Origin of the sequence: Bradyrhizobium sp. WYCCWR 12699 (assembly GCF_032144035.1) — a bacterium.
GTDB lineage: Bacteria > Pseudomonadota > Alphaproteobacteria > Rhizobiales > Xanthobacteraceae > Bradyrhizobium.
Map to the genome: position 1 here is coordinate 235,226 of NZ_JAVTJN010000032.1, position 24,943 is coordinate 260,168.

Genomic DNA, 24,943 nt, shown 5'->3' on the forward strand with positions numbered 1-24,943 from the left:
TCAGCTCTTAAAGGCGTAACGCGCGGCATGATTCGCATTTCGACGATCTTCATCGCCATCTGCATGGTTCTGGTCGCGGCCTCGCTCGGGCTTGTCCTCTACGCCGTCGCCGGCATCAGCGGAACCGAATCCGCGATCGTGGCGCTGACCGCGCTGACCTTCCTGATCCTCTACAATGCGGTGTCGATGCGGCTGCGTGACCGCAGCGACGTCGGCGGCCAAATCGCCGACCTGTCGCGCGGCACGGCCGACCTCGCCCGCCAGGTGGCCGAGTTCGGCCGGCGGCTCGCCGCGATCGAGGGCCGCATCGCCTCGTCCAATTCGACCAACTCCGACCGCATCCAGTCGGTGGTCGGCGAGATCAACGAGCTCGGCGGATTGGTCAGACAGCTCGCCACCACCGTGTCGGCCCATGAGGACATGCTGGCCGGCAGCGCGCCGGCGCCCGCCCCGGTCGCCAGATCCGAGTTCAAGTCCGAATTCAAGTCCGAGCCGGAGGCGCCGATCGACCTGGTTGCGCCGTTCGAGGAGCAGCCAGCCGCTCCTCCCCCGCTTCCCGCAGCTCCGCCGCCTGCACTGGCGCAGCCGCGGCCGGCGCCGGCGGTCCAGCCCCCGAGCTCCAGCCCGGTTCAGACGGCAGGTGGGCGCAACCAGACCCAATTGCTGGCGACGCTGCGCAACGCCATCGACGAGAACCGCATCGACATCTTCCTGCAGCCGATGGTGACGTTGCCGCAGCGCAAGGTGCGGTTCTACGAGGCGGTGACGCGCCTGCGCGACGAACGCGACCAGTTGATCGCAGCCGAGGAGTTCATCAGCATCGCGGAGGCCTCCGGGCTGATCGGGCGCATCGACAACATGGTGATGCTGCGCTGTGTGCAGGTGCTGCGGCGCCTGATGGTGCGCAACAAGGAGGTCGGCGTGTTCTGCAACGTCGCCGCGTCCACGCTCGGCAATTCCACCACCTTCGCACAATGCCTCGACTTCCTCGAAGCCAACCGGGCGCTGGCGCCCTCGCTGGTGCTGGAGTTCAAGCAATCGACGTTCCGCAATCTCGGCCCGGCCGAGACCGAGAATCTCGCGGCGCTGGCCCAGCGCGGCTTCCGCTTCTCAATCGACCATGTCACGGATCTCAGGATCGAGCCGCGCGAGCTGGCCGACCGCGGGGTGCGTTTCATCAAGGTGCCGGCGACGCTGCTACTCGACCCCAGGCAAGCCTCGGCCTCGGACATCCATCCTTCCGACCTCTCCGACCTGCTCGGCCGCTTCGGCATCGACCTGATCGCCGAAAGGATCGAAGGCGAGCGCGCGGTCGTGGACCTGCTCGATTACGACGTGCGGTTCGGCCAGGGCTTCCTGTTCGCGCCGCCCCGCCCATTGCGGCCGGAGGGGGCATCTGCTACCGGCGGGGCCTCGCCGAACCAGGACATTCAGGGATCCAATGGCTCCGCTTCCCCCAGCCAAGGCACGCAATCTGGCACGACGTCAGCCACTTCTGCGGCCCAACGCATCACCGGCAACGCCGCGCTTGCGCGCCGCATCTGATCGGCCCCGCGCATCATGACCACGCTGCATTTCGCCGAAAGCCTGCGTGAGCTCGTGGGCGGCGTGGATGTCGTGCTGAGCGACATCTGGGGCGTCGTCCATAACGGCCTCGAATCCTTCCCCGAAGCCTGCGAAGCCTTGCACACTTATCGCAGCCGCGGCGGTACGGTGATCCTGATCACCAACGCACCGCGGCCGGCCGACAGCGTGCAGCGGCAATTGCGCAAGCTCGGCGTCGCCGACGAGACCTACGACGCCATCGTGTCTTCGGGCGACCTGACGCGGCTCTATGTCGCCGAGCATCCCGGCCGCAAGATGTTCTGGCTCGGGCCCGAGCGCGACAACTCGATCTATCGCGGCCTCGATGCAAAGACCGCTCCGCTGGAGGAAGCCGATTACATCGTCTGCACCGGCCTCTATGACGACGAGACCGAGACGGCGGAAGACTATCGCGGCATGATGCTGAAGGCCCGCGAGCGCAAGCTGACGCTGGTCTGCGCCAACCCCGACATCGTGGTGGAACGCGGCGACCGGCTGATCTACTGCGCCGGCGCCATCGCGGAGCTCTACCGGGAGCTCGGCGGCGAGGTGATCTTCTACGGCAAGCCGCACCGGCCGATCTACGAGCGCGCCATGGCGCTCGCCGGCGAACGCCAGGGCCACCCGATCGACCGGAAGAAGGTGCTGGCGATCGGCGATTCCGTCCGCACCGACTTAACCGGCGCGCGCGAATTCGGCATCGACTGCCTGTTCGTGACCCGCGGCATCCATGCCGAGGAGTTCGAGGGCCTCGACCAGCTCGACCCGGCATCGGTGATGGAATTGTTCGGCCACCCGCCTAAGGCCTTGATGCGCGAATTGAAGTGGTGACGATCTAGCCGTCATCCCGGGATGGTCCGAAGGACCAGACCTCGGATGCGCATTGCGCATCGGGGGATCTCGAGATTCTCAGGTGCGCAATTGCGCACCATAGCTCGGTGCTCGCGCACCGCTCCGGTGTGACGATCCCAACGCAAAAAGCCCGGGACCAGCCCGGGCTTTTCCGAATCACCTGATGGCTTCGAAGCGCCTTACGCGCTCGCCATGTCCGGGAAGACCGCCTCGATCTTGGTCTTCAGCGTCGCCGCATTGAACGGCTTGACGATGTAGTTGTTCACGCCGGCCTTCTTGGCCGCGATCACGTTCTCGGTCTTGGATTCGGCTGTGATCATGATGAAGGGCGTGGTGGCGAGGTTCGGATCCGCGCGCACTTCGCGCAACAGGTCGTAACCCGTCATCGGCTCCATGTTCCAATCGGAGATCACGAGCCCGTACTTCTTGCCGCGCATCTTGTTCAGTGCTGCCGAACCGTCGCTGGCATCATCGATGTTCTCGAAGCCAAGCTGCTTCAGCAGATTCCGGATGATACGGATCATGGTGCTGTAGTCATCCACCACCAGAACCGGCATCGACAAATCAACCGCCATCTCGACTCCCCCAACGCATACCCAGGAATATTACGATCGGACCTGCCGGGCCGGAGCCCGCCTGTTCCAGATGCAAGGACTAGCACCAAGGCGTTAAACAGCGCGTTAATTGGGGGCGCCCCGAAAGAACTGAAATTGCGTTCGATACGCCCCGCCCCCTTCCGCTTGACTTCATCGGGCTCGTCGCGCCACGGTCCCGGACGGTCCCGCCGGTTCGAGAATTCCCCTGATGGCCCCGCATTTTAACGTTATCCGCGACACCACGCCGGACTCCGCGATTCCGAGGGGCGCCGTGGTCGCCATGGGCAATTTCGACGGGGTCCATCTCGGTCACCGCGCCGTGATCGCCGCCGCCCTGGAAATGGGCCGGGCGCATGGCCGTCCTGCGCTGGCGCTGACCTTCGAGCCGCATCCAAGGCGGTTTTTCAGCCCCAACACCCCGCAGTTCCGCCTGACGGATGAACGGGCCAAGCTGCGGCTCCTGGCCGGCACAGGGCTTGCCGGCGCCGTGGTCATGACCTTCGACAAGGCGCGCGCCGGGACCAGCGCGCAAGATTTCATTCACCATGACCTGATCGGGCGGCTCGGCGTCAGCGGGATCGCGGTCGGCTACGACTTCCATTTCGGCAAGGGACGCGTCGGTTCGCCCAGCCTGCTGGTCAACGAGGCGCCCCGGCTCGGCATCGAGGTCGACGTGCAGCCGCATGTCGACATCGACGAGCGGCCGGTGTCCTCCAGCGCGATCCGGATCGCCCTCGCCGAAGGCCAGCTCGACGAGGCCACCACCATGCTGAGCGCGCCCTGGTTCATCACCGGCGAGGTGATCCACGGCGAGAAGCGCGGCCGCGATCTCGGCTACCCCACCGCCAATATCCGCCTGGACGCCAATTGCGGGCTGAAGCACGGCATCTATGCGGTGCGGGTCGGCCGCGGCACCGAGCGGCTCGACGGGGTCGCCAGCTTCGGCCGCCGCCCGACCTTCGACAACGGTGCCCCGCTGCTGGAAATCTTCCTGTTCGACTTCAAGGGCGACCTCTACGGGCAGGTGCTGGACTGCGCCTTCATCGGCTTCATCCGCGAGGAGCTGAAATTCGAGGGTATCGAGGCCCTGATCCGGCAGATGGACGACGATTCCGCCCGCGCCCGCGCCATCCTGGCCGCCGCCCCGGACGCGTTTCCGCGGCTCGGCACCATAGATTAAGGCCAGGGCCGGGGCCTTTCCCGAACCTTTGCGCTTCCTTTGGCCCCCTGCTATGGAGAGCCCATGTTTGCGCGGCGCATCATAGGGATTAGCGGCCCGGCTTCCGCCTGAGCCCAAAGGCTCGGCGCAAGACCGGGATTTTGGTCGTTTCACCCCGCGATTCCGCATCGCCATCCGTTCCCGCGCCATTCCGAGCCAGTCAGCCCCATGTCCGAAAAGCCGCAAAAGTCCGACACCAAAGACTATTCGAAGACCCTGTTCCTGCCGCAGACCGAATTCCCGATGCGCGCCGGCCTGCCGCAGCGCGAGCCGGAGATCCTCAAGCGCTGGTACGAGATCGGCCTCTACGAGAAGCTGCGCGAAACCGCGAAGGGCCGCGCCAAATTCGTGCTGCATGACGGCCCGCCCTATGCCAACGGCAACATCCATATCGGCACGGCGCTGAACAAGATCCTCAAGGATCTCGTCACCAAGAGCCAGCAGATGCTCGGCTTCGACTCCAACTACGTGCCCGGCTGGGACTGCCACGGCCTGCCGATCGAGTGGAAGGTCGAGGAGGAGCACTATCGCAAGAAGGGCAAGCAGAAGCCCGACTTCCGCGACTCCACCGCGATGATCGACTTCCGGAAGGAGTGCCGCGCCTACGCCACGCATTGGCTCGGCGTGCAACGCGAGGAGTTCAAGCGCCTCGGCGTCATCGGCGACTGGGACCATCCCTACGCCACCATGAGCTTCCCGGCCGAGGCCCAGATCGCGCGCGAGCTGATGAAGTTCGCCGCCAACGGCACGCTCTATCGCGGCTCCAAGCCGGTGATGTGGAGCGTGGTCGAGAAGACCGCGCTGGCCGAAGCCGAGGTCGAGTACGAGGACTACACATCCGATACGGTGTGGGTGAAATTCCCAGTCACCTCCCCCGCGCACGGTGCACTCGCCGCCGCAAGCGTCGTGATCTGGACCACCACGCCCTGGACGCTGCCCGGCAACCGCGCCATCTCGTTCTCGCCGAAGATCGCCTACGGCCTGTACAAGGTGACGGACGCGCCCGCCGACAATTGGACCAAGACCGGCGATCTCCTGATCCTCGCCGACGCACTGGCCGAAGAGGTCTTCAAGCAGGCGCGCGTGACTGCTTACGAGAAGGTCCGCGACGTCCCCGGCGACACCATGGACGCGATCGAATGCGCCCATCCGCTCAAGGGGCTTGCCGGCGGCTACGACTTCATCGTGCCGCTGCTGCCCGGCGACCACGTCACCGACGACACCGGTACCGGCTTCGTGCACACCGCGCCCGGCCATGGCCGCGAGGACTTCGATGCCTGGATGGCGCAGGCGCGCGACCTCGATGCGCGCGGCATCAACACGGCGATCCCCTACACCGTCGACGAGAACGGCAGCTACACCGATCATGCGCCGGGTTTTGCCGGCAAGCGTGTCATCAACGACAAGGGCGAGAAGGGCGATGCCAACGAGGCCGTGATCAAGGCGCTCGTCGAACGCGGCATGCTGCTCGCCCGCGGCCGGCTCAAGCATCAATACCCGCACTCCTGGCGCTCCAAGAAGCCGGTGATCTTCCGCAACACGCCGCAATGGTTCATCGCCATGGACAAGGACGTGGCGCAGAGCGGCAAGGCCAAGAGCGGCGACACGCTGCGCGCCCGCGCGCTGCACGCGATCTCGGTGACGCAATGGGTGCCGCCGTCGGGCGAGAACCGCATCAACGGCATGATCGAGGCGCGGCCCGACTGGGTGATCTCGCGCCAGCGCGCCTGGGGCGTGCCGATCGCCGTGTTCGTGCGCGAGAAGGGCGACGGCTCCGCCGAGATCCTGCAGGATGAGGCGGTCAACGCCCGCATCGGCGAAGCCTTCGAGAAGGAAGGCGCCGACGCCTGGTACGCGACGGGGGCGCGCGAGCGCTTCCTGGGATCACGCGCGAGCGAGGATTGGCAGAAGGTCGACGACATTCTCGACGTCTGGTTCGATTCCGGCTCGACCCACGCCTTCGTGCTCGAAGACCCCGTGCAGTTTCCCGGGCTCGCCGGCATCAAGCGCAAGGTCGACGGCGGCACCGACACGGTGATGTACCTGGAAGGCTCGGACCAGCATCGCGGCTGGTTCCACTCCTCGCTGCTGGAAAGCTGCGGCACGCGCGGCCGCGCGCCCTACGACATCGTGCTGACCCACGGCTTCACCCAGGCCGAGGACGGCCGCAAGATGTCGAAGTCGCTCGGCAACACCATCGAGCCGCAGGCGGTCATCAAGGAATCCGGCGCCGACATCCTCCGGCTCTGGGTCGCGTCCTGCGACTACACCGACGACCAGCGCATCGGCCCCGAGATCCTGAAGAACACGGTCGAGACCTACCGCAAGCTGCGCAACACCGTGCGCTGGATGCTCGGCACGCTGCATCATTACAAGCCGGCTGAGGCCGTCGCGCCCGCCGACATGCCCGAGCTCGAGCGGCTGATGCTGCACGAGCTCGCGATGCGCGCGGCCGCCGTCGACAAGGCCTATCGGGAGTTCGACTACAAGACCGTGGTCGCGACCCTCTCCGCCTTCCTCAACAGCGAGCTCTCCGCGTTCTATTTCGACATCCGCAAGGACACGCTGTATTGCGATCCGCCGTCCTCGCTGACGCGCAAGGCGGCGCTGACTACGATCGACCTGTTGTGCACCTCGATCCTGAAGTGGCTGGCGCCGATCCTGAGCTTCACCGCGGAGGAAGGCTGGCGCATGTACCGGCCCGACGCCGAGCCGTCGGTGCACCTGACGCTGTTCCCGACGGATCTCGAAGGCTTCCGCGACGACAAGCTCGCCGCGAAGTGGGAGACGATCCGCAATGTCCGCCGCGTCGTCACCGGCGCGCTCGAGCTCGAACGCGCCGCCAAGAACATCGGCTCGTCGCTGGAGGCATCGCCCGTGATCTATGTCGCGGACCGCGCGATGCTGGCGACGCTGTTCGACATCGACCTGGCTGAAGTCTGCATCACCTCGAATTACGAGGTACGCGAGGGCGAGGCGCCGGCTTCGGCGTTCCGTCTCGATGCCGTGCCCGGTGTCGCGGTCGTGGTGGAGAAGGCGGTCGGCACCAAATGCGCCCGCTCCTGGAAGATCTCCCCGATGGTGGGCGAAGACGCTGAGTATCCCGACGTCACCCCGCGCGATGCCAAGGCGCTGCGCGAATGGAAGGCGTTGGGGGTAGCGGTCTGATTCCGGCCATGTCCCCGCTCGGCGCCGGCATCCTCGCGGCATTGGCGACCCTCGTGGCCGACCAGGCCTCGAAGCTCTGGCTGCTGAACGGGTTCGACCTCGCCCGCCGCGGGGTCGTGAAGGTGACGCCGTTCTTCGATTTGGTGCTGGCCTGGAATATCGGCATCAGCTTCGGCTGGCTGCAGAACGACGGCCAGGCCGCGCAGCTCGCGCTGATGGCCGTCAAGGTCATCGCCGTGGTCGCCCTGGCGATCTGGATGGCCCGTTCGCAAACCCGGCTTGCGACCATCGCCCTGGGGCTGATCATCGGCGGCGCCATCGGCAACGGCATCGACCGCCTGGCCTATGGCGCGGTGGTCGATTTCGCGCTGTTCCACATCGAGATCGGCGGAAATACCTATAATTGGTATGTGTTTAACCTCGCGGACGTGGCGATCGTTGCTGGGGTGGCGGGGCTATTGTATGATTCCTTCCTGGGGGTACCCGCCGCAAAAGCGCCCTGATCCCGGCCGATACGGACCGGCAGGTGGAACCCGGCTTTTGCGAGGGGTCGGCCGCGTTTGAGCGGCAATCTGCCACAATATGGAACAGGTACAGTAATGCGCAGCTCGAAGACCAGCGGTTCGATGGTTCGAGACCCCCAATCGGGGTTCTGGCAGGCGTTGAAATTGTCCGCTGCCGTACTTGGCGTCGGTCTCGTCGTCATGTCGGCTGGTGCGGCCCGCGCCGGTGACGACGACGATGAAGATGACGGCATGACCTTCGAAGAGAAGATCATCGACAATCTGATGTCCGGCATCGGCGCCAAGAGCATGGAGAAGAAGGGCATCGAATACCGCGAGCGCTCGCCGCTGGTCGTGCCGCCCAAGCTCGATCTGCCGCCGCCTGCGACCGAAGCCAAGGCTGCGCCGAACTGGCCCAAGGATCCCGAGGAAAAGCGCCGCAAGGAAGCCATCGCCGCGCGCAGGAAGGCGACCAAGGAAACCGAGAACTGGCAGGCCGCCCGACAGCTGACGCCCGCCGAGATGAAGGCCGGCCAGGTCGCCGCCGCCCCCCGGACCAGCAATGATCCGATCCAGCCGGGCACCAACGGCAATCCGTCGCTCAGCCCCGCCGAGCTCGGCTTCTCCGGCGGCCTGTGGAATATGATGAAGGGCGGCAACGCCACCGAAGAGAAGAAATTCACCAGCGAGCCGCCGCGCCAGTCGCTGGTCGAGCCGCCCGCGGGCTATCAGACGCCTTCGCCGAACTACGCCTATGGCGCCGGACCGGACAAGACACGGCGGACCTATTTCGACATCATGTCGGGCAAGGACAAGGAACAATAGCGTTCCTGTCTCATAGAAGCGGCCCCGGAGCCGGCGTGTCATGCACGCCGGCCGCAGTCCATAAATTGCCTATCAGTAACTTGCCACCGCGTTGAGTTCTCTGCTTCGTGACGCGAAGCCTCAGCCGCACGGTGTACCATGCCGTGCCTTTCGAGCCGGACATCCGGACTCGGCCTTTCACTAGGGATCATGATGTCCGCAAACCGATCGGCTGCCTGCCTCCTTGCCGCGCTGCTTTCGACCAGTGTCCTGACAGCGGGCGCGGCCCTCGCCCAGACCACGGTCACATCCGCCCCGCCCGCCAGCTTCACGCTTCCCAACGGCATGCAGGTCGTGGTGATTCCCGATCACCGCACCCCCGTCGTCACTGAGATGATCTGGTACAAGGTCGGCTCGGCCGACGAGACACCGGGCAAGTCCGGGCTCGCGCACTTCCTCGAGCATTTGATGTTCAAGGGTACCTCGAAGCATCCCGTCGGCGAATTCTCCCAGACCGTGCTCCGCGTCGGCGGCAACGAGAACGCTTCGACCTCGGTCGACTACACCAATTACTACCAGCGTGTGCCGAAAGAGCAGCTGCCGACCATGATGGAATTCGAGGCCGACCGCATGACCGGCCTGATCCTCAAGGACGAGAACGTGCTGCCCGAGCGCGACGTGGTGCTCGAAGAATACAACATGCGCGTCGCCAACAATCCGGACGCGCGGCTGAACGAGCAGATCATGGCCGCGCTCTATCTCAATCATCCCTACGGCCGTCCGGTGATCGGCTGGCATCAGGAGATCGAGAAGCTCGATCGCGAGGACGCGCTTGCTTTCTACCGCCGCTTCTATGCGCCGAACAACGCGATCCTGGTGATCGCCGGCGACGTCGAGGCCGCCGACATCCGCCCGCTGGTCGAGCGCAATTTCGGCTCGATCCCGGCGCAGCCTGCGATCCCGGCGCGGCGTGTCCGCCCGCAGGAGCCGGAGCCCGCTGCCCCGCGCACCGTCACGCTGGCCGACCCGCGCGTCGAGCAGCCGAGCATGAGGCGCTATTATCTCGTGCCCTCGGCGACCACGGCCGCGGCCGGTGAGAGCGCGGCCCTCGACGTGCTGGCGCAGCTGATGGGCAGCGGCAGCAATTCCTATCTCTACCGCGCGCTCGTCGTCGACAAGCCGCTCGCGGTCTCCGCCAATGCCAGCTATTCGAGCATCTCGCTCGACCCGACCCAGTTCGCGATCTCCGCGGCGCCGAAGCCCGGCGTCAGCTTCGCCGACGTCGAGCAGGCGGTCGACGGCGTCATCGCCAACGTCGCGCAAAACCCGATCCGCGCCGAGGACCTGGAGCGTGTGAAGACCCAGCTCATCGCGGAAGCGATCTACGCCCAGGACAACCAGGCGGTGCTGGCACGCTGGTATGGCGGCGCGCTGACCACGGGTCTGTCGATCGAGGACATCAGGAGCTGGCCCGACCGCATCCGCGCGGTCACCGCCGAGCAAGTCCGTGCCGTCGCGCAGAAATGGCTCGAGAAGAAGCGCTCGGTCACGGGCTATCTGATCAAGGACACCGCGACGACCAAGCGCGAGGAGAAGCGTTCGTGACCTATCCTTTCCTTCGACGCATTGCATTCTCTCTCGCCACCGGCGCGGCACTCGCGCTGGCCGCGGTGACGCCGTCGCTGGCCGCTGCCAAGATCCAGCACCTGACCTCGCCGGGCGGCATCGAAGCCTGGTTCGTGCAGGACGCGACCGTGCCGCTGATCGCCATGGAATATTCCTTTGCCGGCGGCTCGGCGCAGGATCCCAAGGACAAGCCGGGCGTCGCCAATCTGGTCGGCGATCTGCTCGACGAAGGCTCCGGCGACCTCGATTCCAAGACCTTCCACGAGCGGCTCGACCGCCGCGCCATCGAGCTCTCCTTCAGCGCCACCCGCGACACCTTCCGCGGCAGCCTGCGCATGCTGCGCGACAACAAGGACGAGGCCTTCGACCTCTTGCGCAGCGCGCTGACCTCGCCGCATTTCGACACCGCCGATGTCGAGCGCATCCGCTCGCAGGTCATCTCCGGCCTGCGCCGCGAGACCACCAACCCGACCTCGCTGGCGAGCCGCAAATTCCTCGAGGTCGCCTTCGGCGATCATCCCTACGGCCGGCAGAGCAACGGCAACCTCGACAGCGTGCCGACCATCACGGTCGCCGACATGAAGGACTATGTCGGCCGCGTGCTTGCCAAGGATGGGCTCAAGATCGCAGTCGTCGGCGACGTCGATCCGGCAACGCTCGGCAAGCTGCTCGACCACACCTTCGGCAGCCTGCCCGCCAAGGCCAATCTCACGCCGGTCCCCGACGTCGAGGCCGCAAAGCCGCCGCAACGCGCCTTCGTGACCCTCGACGTGCCGCAGACCGTGATCACCTTCGGCGGTCCCGGGGTGAAGCGCAGCGATCCCAACTTCATGGCCGCCTATGTCGTCAACCACATCCTCGGCGGCGGTGGATTGTCCTCGCGCCTCTATCGCGAGGTCCGCGAGAAGCGCGGCCTCGCCTATTCCGTGTTCGAATCGCTGCTCTGGATGCAGCATTCGGCGGTGTTCATCGGCAATACCGGCACGCGCGCCGACCGTGCCAACGACACGATCGAGGCCATCGACAAGGAAGTCCGCCGCATTGCCGAGGAAGGCCCCACGCAGAAGGAGCTCGACGAGGCCAAGTCCTACCTCAAGGGCTCGCAGATGCTGGCGCTCGACACCTCGTCCAAGCTGGCGCAGGCGCTGCTGCAGTACCAGCAGGACAAGCTGCCGATCGACTATATCGAGAAGCGCAATGCCATCGTCGACGCCGTGACGCTGGACGACGCCAAGGCCGCCGCCAAGCGCCTCTGGGGCCAGGGCCTCCTGACCGTCGTCGTCGGCCGCGCCCCGCAGGCCGCGGCACAGCCGGCCGCCCCGGCGACGAAGTCGAACTGAGACCTCCAACGTCGACTGCAATGGCCGGGCTCGCCCCGGCCATTTGCGTTTTCAGCATGCACCATTGCCGAAATCTGACGTCCGCGATATGTCCGGACATCACAGATGGTGCCAGCATGCTGCGGATATCCCGCGATCTCGTCATCGACGAGGACGACATCGAGATCGGCTTTGTCCGCGCCTCCGGCCCGGGCGGGCAGAACGTCAACAAGGTCTCGACCTCGGCCCAGCTGCGCTTCGACACGCGCAAGCTGACGATCCCGGAGGACGCGGCGATCCGGCTCGCCCGCATCGCCGGCCAGCGCATGACCAAGGACGGCGTGATCGTGATCCACGCCCAGCGCTTCCGCACCCAGGAGCGCAATCGACAGGACGCCATCGATCGGCTGGTCGAAATCCTGAGCGAGGCGATGGTGCGGCCGAAGCCGCGGCGCGCGACAAAGCCGACTTTCGGGTCCAAGCAACGCCGGCTCGACGGCAAGAAGCGCCGCAGCGACGTCAAGGCCGGACGCGGCCGGAGCTTCGACGATTAGCAGGCGCAGCCGAAAAAACTCCGGCCGCGAGGCGGCCGGAGTTTTGCCGCTTCACCGGCGGGATCAGTAACGCTTGGATGGAGCTGCGCCGCCCGTCGCCGCATCGTCGGCGGTTCCCTTGTGCGCAGCGCTGCCCGTGGTGCCGACCGTACCTTTGGTGCCCTTGGTCGACTTCATGCCGGTCTTCTCGCCCGCGGCGCCCGGCTGAGCATTCATCTCGTCGTCGCCGCTGCCCATCGTGCTGCCTTGCATGGGTTTGCTTTGCACGGTGCCGCCCGGCTTGGCGGTCGGAGGCGCGCTCTGCGCGAGAACGGGCGTCGCAATGAGAGCCGACACAGCGCATGCGATCATCGAGGTCTTCACCAACTTCATCCATTTCTCCTGGATTTTCGCGCGATGAATGGCTCGGCGATTCTCCACGCCGCTCCTCCGGACCGGACCATCACATCGCGCAAACTATGCGAACGGCGCACCCGCGATGCAAACGGTCTGGTGTGTTGATCGTTTAGGGATTTCGCGGCGGTTTCGCGGAATTGCGCTCCTTATATGCGGCGCCCGAGTACGCACGTCGGATTGCGCCGGAGCTGCCCGAGGCTTGGATTTCCCACATCTGGTATGTGGGAAGTGCGACCTTCCCCATGCATTTGTTGCAGGTCGGAGTTACACTGGGACATTCGCCGAGTGAACCCATGCCCGTCCGCCAATTGCCAGAACAGGTCGTCAACCGCATCGCCGCCGGCGAGGTGGTCGAGCGGCCTGCGAGCGTGGTCAAGGAACTGGTCGAGAACGCGATCGATGCCGGCGCGAGCCGGATCGACGTCTTCACTGACGGCGGCGGACGGCGGCGAATCGGCATCACCGACGACGGCGGCGGCATGACCGCGAAAGACCTGGCGCTCGCGGTCGAGCGCCATGCGACCTCCAAGCTCGACGACGAGGATCTCTTGCAGATCCGCACGCTCGGCTTCCGCGGTGAGGCGCTGCCCTCGATCGGCTCCGTCGCGCGGCTCTCCATCACCACGCGGCATGCGAGCGAACCCCACGCCTGGGCGCTGACAGTCGAGGGCGGCGAGAAATCCGAGATCATGCCGGCGGCGCTGGCCCATGGCACCCGCGTCGAGGTGGGCGACCTCTTCTATGCGACGCCGGCGCGGCTGAAGTTTCTGAAGACCGACCGCACCGAGGCCGAGGCGATCCGCGAGGTGGTGCGGCGCCTCGCAATGGCGCGGCCCGATATCGCCTTCACGCTGGCGGGCGAGGAGCGCGCGCCGGTGACCTGGGCCGCGGCGCTGCCCGGCGCCGCCGGACGGCTGACGCGGCTCGGCGACATCCTGGGCGCGGAGTTCCGCAGCCATGCCTTCGAGGTCCATGCCGAGCGCGACGGCGTCGTCGTCGCCGGCTATGCCGCGGCACCGGCGCTGACCAAGGCCAATGCGCTCGGGCAATATCTCTTCGTCAACGGCCGCCCCGTGCGCGACAAGCTGATCTTAGGGGCGGTGCGCGGAGCCTATGCCGACTATCTGCCGCGCGACCGGCATCCGGTGCTGGCGCTGTTCGTCACGCTCGACCCGCGCGAGGTCGACGCCAACGTGCATCCGGCCAAGACCGAGGTGCGCTTCCGCAATGCCGGACTCGTCCGCGCGCTGATCGTGCACGGATTGAAGGAAGGTCTCGCGCGCGAGGGACGTCGCACCGCCGCCAACAGCGGCGAGAGCGCGTTGTCTTCGTTCCGGCCCGCCTTCACGCCACAGCGTCCGGCGAGCTGGGACTGGCGCGCCTCGCCCTCCGCCCCGGTGGCACCGAAGCCGTCATTCGAAGGCGCCGCCGCGCCCGCCTTCGCCGAGCGCGCGCAGGCCGCATTTGACGTCGGGGCGCCCAGCGCGGACGTGAGGATCGAGACGCAGCCGGCGAGCGACCTCGTCGACCGCCCGCTTGGCGCGGCGCGCACGCAGATCCACGAGACCTACATCGTCTCGCAGACCCGCGACGGCCTGATCATCGTCGACCAGCATGCCGCGCATGAGCGCATCGTCTATGAGCGGCTCAAGGCGTCGCTGGCCGCGAACGGCGTGCAGCGGCAGATCCTGCTCATTCCCGAGATCGTCGAGATGGACGAGGCGACGGTCGAGCGCCTCCTGGAGCGCAGCGAGGAGCTGGCCTCGTTCGGCCTCGCCATCGAATCCTTTGGCCCCGGCGCTGTCGCGGTGCGCGAGACGCCCTCGCTGCTTGGCAAGACCAACGCGGGCGGATTGCTGCGCGATCTCTCCGAGCACATGGCCGAATGGGACGAGGCGCTTCCTCTCGAACGCCGCCTGATGCACGTCGCTGCGACCATGGCCTGCCACGGCTCGGTGCGCGCCGGCCGAAGGCTGCGTCCGGAGGAGATGAACGCCCTGCTCCGCGAGATGGAGGACACGCCGAACTCCGGCCAGTGCAATCACGGCCGGCCGACTTACGTTGAGCTGAAGCTGAGCGATGTGGAGAAGCTGTTCGGGCGGAGGTGAATTCGTAGGGCGGGTTAGCGTAGCGTAACCCGCCTCTTCTGCATCTCTGGGACGATGGCGGATTACGCTTCGCTAATCCGCCCTACGCAAAAACACGAACTCGGTGTCGTCATACGCCCGCCGCTCCAGCTCCTCAAAGCCGTCCGGTGTCGCGAACTGCGCGGCCTTGGCCTCTTCCACCACCAGCAGCGCCCCCGGCGTCAGCCAGCCGCCATCGCGCAAGGATGCCAGCGCCTTCTCCGCAAAGCCCTTGCCATAGGGCGGATCGAGAAACACCAGCGAGAACGGCTCGACGGGATGCGCAGGCCCGAGATCGGTCGCGTCGCGGCGATAGACTTTTGTGACGCCACCCAAGCCGAGTGACTCGACGTTGTTGCGCAGCAGCGCCCGCGCTTCCGCGCCGTTGTCGACGAACAGCGTGAACTTCGCCCCGCGCGACGAGGCCTCGATGCCGAGCGCGCCGGTGCCGGCGAACAGATCGAGCACGCGCGCGTCCTCGATCGGATCGTCATAGGCATGCACAAGGATGTTGAACACGGACTCGCGCAACCGGTCCGCCGTGGGGCGGATGTCGCGCGAGGACGGTGAGGCCAGATTACGCCCCTTCAAACGACCGCCGACGACGCGCAAGCTAGTCCTCCCGCGGCGTCAGGTCGCGCTTGCCGTGATAGCCGCGCTTGGGACGGCGCGGCGGGCCGTAGCCGCTCGCCTCTTCCTCGTTGCGCTCGCGCGCCTCTTCGCTCCCAGTGCGCTGCACCAGCACGCGGCGGCCCTTGCGGTCGTTGATCACGGCGCGCTTGCTGACGGGCTTCTTCTCGCTCGGTGCGTCATCGACGCGTGCGGATTTCGAGGGCACGTCGAACTGCGCGCCCGACTTCTCGATCACCTTGTCGCCGAGCTGCTCGCGCAGCACGCGCGAACGGATCTCCTCGACCTGGCCTTCGGGCACCTCGCCGAGCTGGAACGGTCCGTAGGAGACGCGGATCAGCCGGTTCACCTCGAGCCCGAGATGGGCGCAGACGTTGCGCACCTCGCGGTTCTTGCCTTCGCGGATCGCGAACACCAGCCAGACATTGGCGCCCTGATCACGCTCCAGCGTCGCCTCGATCGGACCGTATTTGACGCCCTCGACCTCGATGCCGTTCTTGAGCTCGTCGAGCTGGGCCTGGGTGACGTCGCCGTGGGCGCGAACGCGGTAGCGGCGCAGCCAGCCGGTATCCGGCAATTCGAGCGTGCGCGCGAGGCCGCCGTCGTTGGTGAGCAGCAGGAGGCCTTCGGTGTTGAAGTCGAGCCGGCCGACGCTGATCAGCCGCGGCAGACCTTCCGGCAGATTGTCGAACACGGTCGGACGCCCCTCGGGATCGTCATGCGTGGTCATCAGTCCGCGCGGCTTGTGATACAGAAACAGCCGCGTGCGCTCGCGCTCCGGCAACGGCTTGCCGTCGACCAGGACGACATCGTTCTTGGTGATGTCGAGCGCAGGCGAGTTGATGACGCGGCCATTGACCGTGACGCGGCCCTGCGTGACCATTTCCTCGGCGTCGCGGCGCGACGCGAGGCCTGCGCGTGCCAGCGCTTTCGCGATACGCTCGCCGGCCTTCTTCGGCTTCGGCTCTTCGTCCCGGCGCGGCCGCCGGTCGAAATCACGATCGCGCTCGCGATAGGCACCGCGGCCGCCGAAGGCCGGACGTTTCTCGAAGATCCTGCTCTCGTCCTCGTTTTCGCGGCGCGGGCGATCGCCGAAACGGCCTTCGCTGCGCGGATGCTCGTGCCAATCGGAACGGCCTTCCGACCGCTCGCGCGGACGATTGAATTTCGGCCGGTCACCACCGCGCCCGCCGCGGTCGCCGTCGCCCTCACGTCGGGGCCGATCGAATTTTGGACGATCCTCGCGCGGCCGGTCGAATTTGGGCCGCTCGCGGAACGGGCGATCGCCCGACGCGCGATCGTCGCGCGAACGCGAGAACCGCGGACGATCATCGCCGCCGCCTTGCCGATCGTCGCGCTTCTGCCAGGGCTTGTCCTGGCCGCGATCACGGTCGCCGAAATCCTTGCGCGGACCCTTGCCGAAATCCTTGCGCGGCGGCCGGTCGCCGCGCGGAGCCGCGTCACGCTTCTGCCAGGGCTTGGAATCGCTGCGCTCGCCGCGATCCCGCGGACCGCCGCCGCGATCCCCCCCGCGCGAAAACCTCCGCTCGCCGTCGAACGGGCGCTCGGGGCGGTCGCCACGCGGCGCATAGGGCTTCTTGTCGCCGAACTTCCTGTCGCTCGAGCGGCCGGCCGGGCGGGCGTCGTCGCGGTCCCTGCGCGGCGGACGGTCGTCACGGCCATAGGACGGACGATCGCCACGCGGCTTGAAGGGGCGCTTCTCGCCATCGCGCGAGGAGCGATCGGAAAACGGACGGTCGCCGCGCGGCTTGAAGCTGCGCTCGCCGCGGGCTTCACTGCCGCGATCGTCGCGCTTGAAGCGCGGACGGTCGGAAAAATCGCGGCGCGGGGCATCGCCCTCCTCGCGGCGGCGGAACGGACGGTTCTCGCGATCCCCGCGCGGTGGACGGCTGTCGCGATCGCCACGGGGCGGGCGGCTGTCGCGGTCGCCCCTGCCCTCGCTCTTTCCCGCGCTCTTGCCCTCAAAACCGCGCTTGGCGAACTTCTTCTCGGGGCCGCGCGCCTTGCCGCTGCGGCCGCCTTTGGGCGGGCCTCGCCGGCCGCGGGAATCGTTGTCTTTGTCGCTGTCGCGAGGCATGGATAATCTCACTCGAGGGGGTGGCCGTTGAGCATTGTGCGCGCTCGTTCCGAGCCGCATGCTCAGGCAATTTCGGTTAAGCACTTCTGCTGAAGGCGCAGCTACTAGCAGGTTTCTGGCGATGATACGAGGCTTGAAAGCCCCCTCTTTCATGGATTTGGCGCTCAAAACGGCCGAAAGTGCCGGAAAGGCGGGCGAAGTTCCTGTTGGATGCGTCGTGGTCCGCAATGACGAGGTCATCGCCACCGCGGCGAACCGGACGCTGACCGATTACGACCCGACGGCCCATGCCGAGATCGTGGCGCTGCGCGAGGCCGCGAAAAAGATCGGCAGCGAGCGCCTCGTCGACTGCGACCTCTACGTGACGCTGGAGCCCTGCACCATGTGTGCGGGCGCGATCTCGTTTGCAAGGGTCAGGCGGCTCTATTACGGCGCCGCCGACCCCAAGGGCGGCGCGGTCGAATCCGGCGTGCGGTTCTTTGCCTCCCCGACCTGCCACCACGCGCCGGATGTCTATTCCGGCGTCGGCGAGAGCGAGGCGGCGCGGCTGCTCAAGGAGTTCTTTCGGGAGCGGCGCTAATCGCCCACAAAGAACTCCCGCAGCGCCCTCGCCGTCACGTCCGGATTCTCCTCGGTGAGGAAGTGCCCTGAGTCGACCGGCATGCCCTCCACATTCGTCGCCCATTGCCGCCAGATATCGAGCGGCGTCGCCGCGGCCTGGGCCACGCCGGCATTGCCCCACAGCGCCAGCATCGGGACCGTGATCTTCTTGCCGGCCTCGAAATCGGCCTTGTCGAGATCGTAGTCGAAATAGGCGCCGGCGCGATAGTCCTCGCACATCGCATGGATGCGGGCGGGATCGCGGAACGGGGCGAGGTAATGCTCGAGCGCGCGCGGGTCGATCGCGTCCAGCGTCTTCGACCTGGTCTGGCTCGCCATCTTGAAGCGTAGGAAGAACTCTCCCTGCCCTGAGATCAGCGTCTCCGGCAGAGGATAGGGCTGCGCCAGGAAGGTCCAGTGATAGATCTTCAGCGCATAGGCGCGGTTCATCCGCTCCCAGTAATTATAGGTCGGCAGGATATCGAGCACCGCGAGCTTCGACAGCCGGCCGGGGTGGTCGAGCGCGAGCCGATAGGAGACACGGCCGCCGCGGTCGTGGCCGGCGAGCGCGAAGTGGACGTGGCCGAGCCGCTCCATCATTTCGACCATGGCTTTCGCCATCGCGCGCTTGCTGTAGGGGATGTGCAGCGCATCGCTCTCGGGCATGTCGGACCAGCCGTAGCCCGGCAGGTCGGCGATGATCAGCGTGAAGGCCTCGGCGAGCTCGGGCGCCACCTGGTGCCACATCACGTTGGTCTCGGAGAAGCCGTGCAGGAGCAACAGCGGCGGGCCGCTGCCGCCGACGCGGGCGAAGATCCGGCCGAACGAGGTATCGATCCATTCGGAGGCAAAACCCGGATAGAGGTCGGCGAGATCGGACATCTTGTTGCATCCTTGGTTGGTCAGCCTGGAGGTCGTCCCGACAAACAAAAAGTCGAAAAACAACCCCATGCACAGTAGCGGTATTATCTGCGGGGTAACTAACCCCAACAGCCGATTGCACATTCTGGAATGTCGATGTGGCGGCGCGGTGACGACAACACGCGATTCCGGCCTTGGCGCGCCCTCCGGGATCGCGAGCTCGGGCCCGTCGGCGGCGTCTCAGCCCTTGGCCTTCTCCGCCTCCACCGCCTGCCAGCCGATGTCGCGGCGGCAGAAGCCCTCCGGCCAGCGGATGCGGTCGACGGCCTGATAGGCTCTCGCCTGCGCCTCCGTCACGGTCGCACCCAGAGCGCAGACATTGAGCACTCGGCCGCCATTGGCGAGGATCGCACCGTCCTTGGCAACCGTCCCCGCGTGGAAGATCTCGACATTGTCCACCCCAGCGGCGTCATCGAGCCCCTCGATGCGCGTGCCCTTCTGGTAGTCGCCGGGATAGCCTTGCGCGGCCATCACCACGGTGATCGCGGCTTCCTTGTGCCAGCGCAGGTCGAAATTCTTCAACTGGCCATCACATGACGCCAGCAGCGCCGGCACGATGTCGCTCATCATGCGCAGCATCAGCACCTGGCATTCGGGGTCGCCGAAGCGGACGTTGAACTCGAACAGCTTTGGGCCCTGCGTCGTCAGCATGATCCCGGCATAGAGCACGCCGCGGAACGGCGTGCCGCGCTGCTTCATGCCTGCGACCGTCGGCAAAATGATCTTCGCCATGATCGCGTCGTGGATGGCAGGCGTCACCAGCGGCGTCGGCGAATAGGCGCCCATGCCGCCGGTGTTGGGGCCGACGTCGTGGTCGAACACGCGCTTGTGGTCCTGCGCGGACGCCAGCGGAATCGCGGTCTCGCCGTCGCACAGCGCGAAGAAGCTGATCTCGCGGCCGGGCAGAAACTCCTCGATCACGACCTCCGCGCCGGCCTCGCCGAAGGCGCCCTCGAACATCATGGCGATGGCGTCCTCGGCCTCGCGCACGGTCTTGGCGACGACGACGCCCTTGCCGGCGGCGAGCCCGTCGGCCTTCACGACGATCGGCGCGCCCTGGCTGGTGACGTAATCGCGCGCGTCCTTGGCGTTGGTGAAGCGCTTGTAGGCGCCCGTGGGAATGCCGAACTCGGTGCACACCGCCTTGGTGAACCCCTTGGAGCTTTCGAGCTGCGCCGCCGCCTTGCTCGGCCCGAACGCCTTGATGCCGGCGGCGGTGAGATCATCGACGATGCCGGCCGCCAGCGGCGTCTCCGGCCCGACCACCACCAGCTCGACCTTGTTCGCCTTGCAGAAATCGATCACCGCGCCATGGTCGGCGACGTCGAGCGCCACGCATTCCGCCTCCTTCGCGATCCCGGCATTGCCGGGCGCGCACCAGAATTTGGTCACCAGGGGGGACGCCGCGATCTTCCACGCCAGAGCATGTTCGCGGCCGCCGGAACCGAGCAGGAGAATGTGCATAAGAGGCTCAGAATAAGGGGTTTTGCTGGGGGGCGGAGGTCGCACGAATCGGGGTGGGGCTCAAGGGGGATGGCGGCGAACTCCCCGTCATTCCGGGGCGCGCCCATTTGGCGCAAACCAGCGATTCCGTTCTGCATAACTCAGCCGCAGCGTGCACTACCCCTGCGTTGGCCGGCGTCGCCTGTGATATGTCAGGTACATGGGGTTCTTGAGGACAAACATGGCAAGAGGGGCCATTAGTTGGGCCATTTCGAAACTCCTTGGCGGAGTATGCATCGCGCTTGGGTTTGTTCCTGAAGCCTGGATCAGCAGCGTCTTGCAGAGCCCACCCGTCTGGGTCAGCAGCCCATGGCTTCGCGTAGGCACCGTCGCTATTGGCGTAATCGTATTCTTTTTTGGAAACTCACTTGTGGCGCGGCTCGGTGGTGATCCTATTGATCGGCGGCGCCGGGTCATGGTGGAAGAGGCCTTGGCGTTCGACGTCAGAGGTACGCGTGTGACCGATCTTCGTCCTCTCCGGCAGAGCCTCACGATGCAGCTCGAATTGCAGTGGTGGTCGACGCCCGTCGATCAGCGGGGCAAGCTCGCTAAGCCGTTTTCGCTCAGATAGCCCGTAGGATGGGTTGAGCGCTTGCAAAACCTATCAAACGTTTCTCGAAGCATCTGTAAAGCTTATCGACCCTGAGCCATCCTCGATTCGTAGTCACTTACAGCCCGTAGGATGGGTTGAGCCTTTGCGAAACCCATCATACGCGGTTTCTCAGAGCGTCCGAAGCTAGTCGACCGAGCGCCATCTGCAGTTCATCATCACTTGCAATCGGATGATAGCCGCTAAGACAGAGAGCGGGAATGGGAAAGCGATGGGTTTCGCAAGGGCTCAACCCATCCTACGAACTGCTGTTGGCGAAAAAGGCCATGCAGGCCCCTATCACCCGCTTCTGGAACAGCCGTCAGCAGCATCGAGCCGAAATCGAAGCCAACCGCAGATATTTGGGCAGAGCCTATTCTTGATGTTCTACGCGCCAAGCGGCGGAGTCTCTCACTCGTTATACAGATCTTCGAATTTCCGTTGGCATTTTTTTAGTGCAGCAACAATTTCTGGCGAAGGCGCGCGAGGTACATTCTCCAATTTGCCATCCAATTGCATGGCAATTTTGCCGTGAGGATCACCCGGATTAAGAATAAAATTCAGCACGGCTTCACGACCAAAGTTCTTCATCGCAATACATTGCGCTTGATTTTTGAAAACCTGACCGAATACCAGCCAGTCTTTTACTGGTTGTGTGAAAAAGGGGGCATCGGCACCCGCTTCCACAATTCCCGCCAGCGAGACGAGAACCAGCGCAAGATTTTTCGACATGCATTTGCCTACTGCTTTTACCTGGCCAGAAAGGTGCATCGAATTTGACTGGTTAGCCACAAGCGACGATATGGCTACACTTCCTTGTGCAGCCTCATCCGCTTCTCGCTTTCGGTTTGATTGTTCCTCCGGTGTTCGCCGAAAGCGCAGCACCGAGTTAAGACAATCTCCCTCATCGGTTCAAGATCGTAACGTTGTGACTTGTCTGCGAGCCCGGATTCGTGCCTGCCGACAGGTTTGTATATTTTCGCTCGTCGGCTTCCATGGCCAGTCTAAGCCCTTCGCAATTCTGCGGAGCGGCAGGGTTGGCCGTTAAGCAAGCTTTGTACTGTGCCTCAGAGGCTTGGTAATCCTGTCGAGCATCAATTTTGGCGGCAATACCACAGCCCGAGAGCGGCACAAGGGCAAGCAAGATTAAGGTTCTTTTCATCACAGTGTCCCCCCACAGAAAACGTTCTAGTCTAAGCCCTTGCTGACTGATTGTTCAACAGCCAGTTGGTCTAGAAGACCGTAACGAAACTTGTTTCGTGATACGATCGCGTCATGACCGCGTACCGCCGCAACTTCGTTCCGGGTGGGTGCTTCTTCTTCACCGTCAATCTGGCGGAGCGGAAGCTCGCCTTGCTGACAGATCATGTCGAGGCGTTGCGCGCGGCGTTTCGCGAAACGCGTGCGCGCCATCCATTCACGATCGACGCCATCGTGGTGCTGCCTGACCACCTGCACACTGTGTGGACGTTACCGGAAGGCGATGCCGATTTTGCAATGCGCTGGCAGCTAATCAAATCCAGCTTTTCGCGCGGGCTGTCGCGCAATGAGAGGATATCCCAAAGCCGTTCGGCCAAAGGTGAACGGGGCATCTGGCAGCGCAGATATTGGGAGCACACCATTCGTGACGACGTCGATTTCGCGCGGCATGTCGATTATGTTCACATCAATCCGCTCAAGCACGGGCTCGTCAGCCGGGTACGTGACTGGGCGCCCTCCTCGTTTCATCGCCACGTCAAGCTCGGCAATTACCCGGTCGATTGGGCCGGCGATCGGTCGGAGGACGGGCGCGATTACGGAGAGCGGGGATAGAGAGGCGATGGGTTTCGCAAGGGCTCAACCCATCCTACAGCCTCTAACCGCCAGTTTCGCATGGCGCCGGCTAGCGAAAATCCTTAACGTCGGGCCTGACCCCAAAATGCCGAATCGTTTGCTCAATGCCGCCTGCGGAACCACTTCACAACGCGCCTGAATTCACCGTTTCCGAGCTTTCGCAGTCCCTGAAGCGGACCGTGGAGGACACATATGGCCATGTCCGGGTCCGCGGCGAGATCTCGGGCTTCCGGGGCGCCCACTCCTCCGGGCATTGCTATTTCGCGCTGAAGGACGAGAGCGCCAAGATCGAGGCGGTGATCTGGAAGGGCGTGCACGGACGAATGCGCTTCAAGCCCCAGGAAGGGCTCGAGGTCATCGCCACCGGCAAGCTGACGACCTATCCGGGCTCCTCGAAGTACCAGATCGTGATCGAGGCGCTGGAGCCGGCCGGCATCGGCGCGCTGATGGCGCTGATGGAGGAGCGCAAGAAGAAGCTCGCCGCCGAAGGCCTGTTCGACGAGGCGCGCAAGCAGCTCCTGCCGTGGCTGCCGGAGGTGATCGGCGTCGTGACCTCGCCGACCGGCGCGGTGATCCGCGACATCCTGCATCGGCTGGAGGACCGTTTCCCCCGCCGCGTGCTGGTGTGGCCGGTGAAGGTGCAGGGCGAAGGCTCGGCCGAGCAGGTCGCGGCCGCGATCCGCGGCTTCAACGCGCTGCCGGAGGGCGGCAAGATTCCGCGGCCCGACGTCTTGATCGTCGCACGCGGCGGCGGCTCGCTGGAGGATCTCTGGTCGTTCAACGAGGAGATCGTGGTGCGCGCGGCGGCCGAGAGCATGATCCCGCTGATCTCGGCGGTGGGACACGAGACCGACATCACGCTGATCGACTTCGTCGCCGACAAGCGCGCGCCGACGCCGACGGCGGCCGCCGAGATGGCGGTGCCGGTGCGCAGCGATCTGTTCGTCGAGGTCGCCGATCTCGGACGCCGCACCCGCGCCAGATGGCAGCGCGCCCAGGAGAGCCGCCGCAGCGAGCTCCGCGCCGCCGCGCGCGCGCTGCCGGCGGCCGGCGACCTGCTCGCCATTCCAAGGCAACGGCTGGATTCGGCGGGCGCCTCCCTGCCCCGCTGCCTCAAGGCCAACACGCACGCGCATTTCCGCAGGTTCACCGCCGCCAGCTCGAAGCTGACGCTGCGCGTGCTGCACGGCCAGATCTCGCAGGCCGACCATCGCCTGACAGTGTGCGGCGAGCGGCTCGGCCTCTCCGCGCGCTCGCTGCTGCGGCGGCGGCGCGACCGCTTTGCCGGACTCGAGGTTCGCCTGCGCGCGTCAAAAATCTCCAATGCGCAGGCGCAGCGCAACGCGATCGCCCGCCAGCGCGAGCGCACGCATCGCCTCAGCGAGCGCGCCGGCCGCGCGCTTCTCACGCTGCTGCAGCGGCTGGAGGCCCGCGTCGAGAACAGCGGCAAGCTGCTGTCGGCCTTGTCCTATCGCAGCGTGCTCGCACGCGGCTTCGCGCTGGTGCGGGACGAGGCGGGTCATCCGCTGCATGCGGCCGACAGCGTCGGGCCGAACGCGCGGCTCGAGATCGAGTTCGCGGACGGACGTGTGGCGGCGACCGCGGATGCGGATCGGCCGGTGCCGACGGCCAAGCGTGCGCCGGCGCCAGCGAAGCCGGCCGCAGCGGACGCAAAGCCCGCGCCGAAGCGCGTGGCCAAGCCGGTGGATCAGGGCAGTCTGTTCTGAGGCGATGACCGCTTCACATGCAGTGTCATTCGCCGCCAATAGCGACGCGCGTGGACACGGCGAGCCCTAGCGGCAGGACAATCCCGCGTCGATCGTGGTCCAGAAGCCGCAATGCTCCGGTGCGCGCTGGGGGGCGCCGGCGTGGGCCTCGTACAGGAAGATCGCGACGGTGAAGGCGACGAGTGCGGAGAAGAGCGTGATGCGGTTGCGCATGGGACTTTCGTTTAAGCGACATCGTGGTCGAACTAAGGCGCCGTCACGCGCTGAAACCGGCGCGCGCGCGATCCGTAGATTC

Annotated in this window: 21 protein-coding genes; 13 read left to right on the forward strand and 8 right to left on the reverse strand. The window is 65.7% G+C overall.

Features of this window, described 5'->3' with window-relative positions; translation table 11 throughout:
- Positions 1-27 precede the first annotated feature (27 nt).
- Positions 28-1,545, forward strand: a complete 1,518-nt coding sequence (locus RPS27_RS15935; RefSeq protein WP_212067979.1) for an EAL domain-containing protein — start codon at positions 28-30, stop codon at positions 1,543-1,545.
- A gap of 15 nt (positions 1,546-1,560) precedes the next feature.
- A complete protein-coding gene (locus tag RPS27_RS15940) occupies positions 1,561-2,415 on the forward strand; it encodes a TIGR01459 family HAD-type hydrolase (protein WP_028140142.1) in 855 nt (284 codons plus the stop codon).
- A gap of 200 nt (positions 2,416-2,615) precedes the next feature.
- Here the strand turns inward: RPS27_RS15940 and RPS27_RS15945 are convergent, their stop codons facing one another.
- Complete coding sequence (locus RPS27_RS15945; protein ID WP_008567674.1) at positions 2,616-3,011, reverse strand: response regulator; 396 nt, start codon at positions 3,009-3,011, stop codon at positions 2,616-2,618.
- Positions 3,012-3,240: 229 nt separating this feature from the next.
- On the opposite strand from RPS27_RS15945, the gene RPS27_RS15950 reads away from it, so the two are divergent.
- From RPS27_RS15950 to arfB, 7 genes are all read left to right on the forward strand, one after another.
- Positions 3,241-4,212, forward strand: a complete 972-nt coding sequence (locus RPS27_RS15950; protein WP_211418504.1) for a bifunctional riboflavin kinase/FAD synthetase — start codon at positions 3,241-3,243, stop codon at positions 4,210-4,212.
- Between the two features lie 207 nt (positions 4,213-4,419).
- Positions 4,420-7,419, forward strand: coding sequence for an isoleucine--tRNA ligase (gene ileS / locus RPS27_RS15955; RefSeq protein WP_212067978.1), 3,000 nt, complete (start codon positions 4,420-4,422; stop codon positions 7,417-7,419).
- Positions 7,420-7,427: 8 nt separating this feature from the next.
- Positions 7,428-7,922, forward strand: coding sequence for a signal peptidase II (gene lspA / locus RPS27_RS15960; protein WP_212067977.1), 495 nt, complete (start codon positions 7,428-7,430; stop codon positions 7,920-7,922).
- 96 nt (positions 7,923-8,018) lie between these two features.
- Positions 8,019-8,747 (forward strand): hypothetical protein, encoded by a 729-nt coding sequence (locus RPS27_RS15965; protein ID WP_194406071.1) that lies wholly within the window; start codon positions 8,019-8,021, stop codon positions 8,745-8,747.
- 189 nt (positions 8,748-8,936) lie between these two features.
- Positions 8,937-10,331 carry a M16 family metallopeptidase gene (locus RPS27_RS15970; protein ID WP_374762337.1) on the forward strand — a complete coding sequence of 465 codons (1,395 nt, stop codon included), beginning with the start codon at positions 8,937-8,939 and terminating at the stop codon, positions 10,329-10,331.
- Positions 10,328-11,692, forward strand: coding sequence for a M16 family metallopeptidase (locus RPS27_RS15975; RefSeq protein ID WP_212067975.1), 1,365 nt, complete (start codon positions 10,328-10,330; stop codon positions 11,690-11,692). Before RPS27_RS15970 ends, RPS27_RS15975 begins: the two co-directional genes overlap by 4 nt.
- A gap of 116 nt (positions 11,693-11,808) precedes the next feature.
- Complete coding sequence (arfB, locus tag RPS27_RS15980; protein ID WP_211418509.1) at positions 11,809-12,225, forward strand: alternative ribosome rescue aminoacyl-tRNA hydrolase ArfB; 417 nt, start codon at positions 11,809-11,811, stop codon at positions 12,223-12,225.
- A gap of 63 nt (positions 12,226-12,288) precedes the next feature.
- On the opposite strand, the gene RPS27_RS15985 is transcribed toward arfB, so the two are convergent.
- Positions 12,289-12,597: a hypothetical protein gene (locus RPS27_RS15985; RefSeq protein WP_211418510.1), complete on the reverse strand. Its 309-nt coding sequence runs from the start codon at positions 12,595-12,597 to the stop codon at positions 12,289-12,291.
- A gap of 317 nt (positions 12,598-12,914) precedes the next feature.
- Between RPS27_RS15985 and mutL the strand changes: the two genes are divergently transcribed.
- Complete coding sequence (gene mutL, locus RPS27_RS15990; RefSeq protein WP_212067974.1) at positions 12,915-14,729, forward strand: DNA mismatch repair endonuclease MutL; 1,815 nt, start codon at positions 12,915-12,917, stop codon at positions 14,727-14,729.
- Between the two features lie 72 nt (positions 14,730-14,801).
- Here mutL and rsmD read toward each other — a convergent pair whose 3' ends face one another.
- Complete coding sequence (gene rsmD, locus RPS27_RS15995) at positions 14,802-15,359, reverse strand: 16S rRNA (guanine(966)-N(2))-methyltransferase RsmD (protein WP_194406061.1); 558 nt, start codon at positions 15,357-15,359, stop codon at positions 14,802-14,804.
- 1 nt (position 15,360) lies between these two features.
- Positions 15,361-17,475 (reverse strand): pseudouridine synthase, encoded by a 2,115-nt coding sequence (locus RPS27_RS16000; RefSeq protein ID WP_212067973.1) that lies wholly within the window; start codon positions 17,473-17,475, stop codon positions 15,361-15,363.
- A gap of 121 nt (positions 17,476-17,596) precedes the next feature.
- Between RPS27_RS16000 and RPS27_RS16005 the strand changes: the two genes are divergently transcribed.
- Complete coding sequence (locus RPS27_RS16005; protein WP_194406059.1) at positions 17,597-18,055, forward strand: nucleoside deaminase; 459 nt, start codon at positions 17,597-17,599, stop codon at positions 18,053-18,055.
- On the opposite strand, the gene RPS27_RS16010 is transcribed toward RPS27_RS16005, so the two are convergent.
- The 3 genes from RPS27_RS16010 to RPS27_RS16020 all read right to left on the reverse strand — a co-directional run bounded on the left by RPS27_RS16010 (position 18,052) and on the right by RPS27_RS16020 (position 21,820).
- Complete coding sequence (locus tag RPS27_RS16010) at positions 18,052-18,957, reverse strand: alpha/beta fold hydrolase (protein ID WP_212067972.1); 906 nt, start codon at positions 18,955-18,957, stop codon at positions 18,052-18,054. The two genes, RPS27_RS16005 and RPS27_RS16010, sit on opposite strands and share 4 nt — an antisense overlap.
- Positions 18,958-19,176: 219 nt before the next feature.
- Positions 19,177-20,460 (reverse strand): phosphoribosylamine--glycine ligase, encoded by a 1,284-nt coding sequence (purD, locus tag RPS27_RS16015; RefSeq protein WP_212067971.1) that lies wholly within the window; start codon positions 20,458-20,460, stop codon positions 19,177-19,179.
- 1,039 nt (positions 20,461-21,499) lie between these two features.
- The gene (locus tag RPS27_RS16020; protein WP_212067970.1) at positions 21,500-21,820 is read right to left on the reverse strand and encodes a hypothetical protein; all 321 of its coding nucleotides are present in this window, start codon (positions 21,818-21,820) and stop codon (positions 21,500-21,502) included.
- A 543-nt stretch (positions 21,821-22,363) separates the two neighbouring features.
- Between RPS27_RS16020 and RPS27_RS16025 the strand changes: the two genes are divergently transcribed.
- Positions 22,364-22,900, forward strand: a complete 537-nt coding sequence (locus RPS27_RS16025) for an REP-associated tyrosine transposase (RefSeq protein WP_212067969.1) — start codon at positions 22,364-22,366, stop codon at positions 22,898-22,900.
- 125 nt (positions 22,901-23,025) lie between these two features.
- The gene (gene xseA / locus RPS27_RS16030; RefSeq protein ID WP_212067968.1) at positions 23,026-24,648 is read left to right on the forward strand and encodes an exodeoxyribonuclease VII large subunit; all 1,623 of its coding nucleotides are present in this window, start codon (positions 23,026-23,028) and stop codon (positions 24,646-24,648) included.
- Positions 24,649-24,714: 66 nt separating this feature from the next.
- Here xseA and RPS27_RS16035 read toward each other — a convergent pair whose 3' ends face one another.
- Positions 24,715-24,861, reverse strand: coding sequence for a hypothetical protein (locus tag RPS27_RS16035; protein WP_194406047.1), 147 nt, complete (start codon positions 24,859-24,861; stop codon positions 24,715-24,717).
- Positions 24,862-24,943: the final 82 nt, after the last annotated feature.

Bases quoted from the DNA above. Each gene is read 5' to 3' on its own strand.
- arfB (WP_211418509.1), top strand. From the start codon at position 11,809: ATGCTGCGGATATCCCGCGATCTCGTCATCGACGAGGACGACATCGAG.
- purD (WP_212067971.1), bottom strand. From the start codon at position 20,460: ATGCACATTCTCCTGCTCGGTTCCGGCGGCCGCGAACATGCTCTGGCG.
- RPS27_RS16025 (WP_212067969.1), top strand. From the start codon at position 22,364: ATGACCGCGTACCGCCGCAACTTCGTTCCGGGTGGGTGCTTCTTCTTC.
- ileS (WP_212067978.1), top strand. From the start codon at position 4,420: ATGTCCGAAAAGCCGCAAAAGTCCGACACCAAAGACTATTCGAAGACC.
- RPS27_RS15935 (WP_212067979.1), top strand. From the start codon at position 28: ATGATTCGCATTTCGACGATCTTCATCGCCATCTGCATGGTTCTGGTC.
- mutL (WP_212067974.1), top strand. From the start codon at position 12,915: ATGCCCGTCCGCCAATTGCCAGAACAGGTCGTCAACCGCATCGCCGCC.
- xseA (WP_212067968.1), top strand. From the start codon at position 23,026: ATGCCGCCTGCGGAACCACTTCACAACGCGCCTGAATTCACCGTTTCC.
- RPS27_RS15950 (WP_211418504.1), top strand. From the start codon at position 3,241: ATGGCCCCGCATTTTAACGTTATCCGCGACACCACGCCGGACTCCGCG.
- RPS27_RS16020 (WP_212067970.1), bottom strand. From the start codon at position 21,820: ATGTCGAAAAATCTTGCGCTGGTTCTCGTCTCGCTGGCGGGAATTGTG.
- RPS27_RS15985 (WP_211418510.1), bottom strand. From the start codon at position 12,597: ATGAAGTTGGTGAAGACCTCGATGATCGCATGCGCTGTGTCGGCTCTC.
- lspA (WP_212067977.1), top strand. From the start codon at position 7,428: ATGTCCCCGCTCGGCGCCGGCATCCTCGCGGCATTGGCGACCCTCGTG.
- RPS27_RS15965 (WP_194406071.1), top strand. From the start codon at position 8,019: ATGCGCAGCTCGAAGACCAGCGGTTCGATGGTTCGAGACCCCCAATCG.
- RPS27_RS15945 (WP_008567674.1), bottom strand. From the start codon at position 3,011: ATGGCGGTTGATTTGTCGATGCCGGTTCTGGTGGTGGATGACTACAGC.
- RPS27_RS16000 (WP_212067973.1), bottom strand. From the start codon at position 17,475: ATGCCTCGCGACAGCGACAAAGACAACGATTCCCGCGGCCGGCGAGGC.
- RPS27_RS16010 (WP_212067972.1), bottom strand. From the start codon at position 18,957: ATGTCCGATCTCGCCGACCTCTATCCGGGTTTTGCCTCCGAATGGATC.
- RPS27_RS16005 (WP_194406059.1), top strand. From the start codon at position 17,597: ATGATACGAGGCTTGAAAGCCCCCTCTTTCATGGATTTGGCGCTCAAA.
- RPS27_RS16035 (WP_194406047.1), bottom strand. From the start codon at position 24,861: ATGCGCAACCGCATCACGCTCTTCTCCGCACTCGTCGCCTTCACCGTC.
- RPS27_RS15940 (WP_028140142.1), top strand. From the start codon at position 1,561: ATGACCACGCTGCATTTCGCCGAAAGCCTGCGTGAGCTCGTGGGCGGC.
- RPS27_RS15970 (WP_374762337.1), top strand. From the start codon at position 8,937: ATGATGTCCGCAAACCGATCGGCTGCCTGCCTCCTTGCCGCGCTGCTT.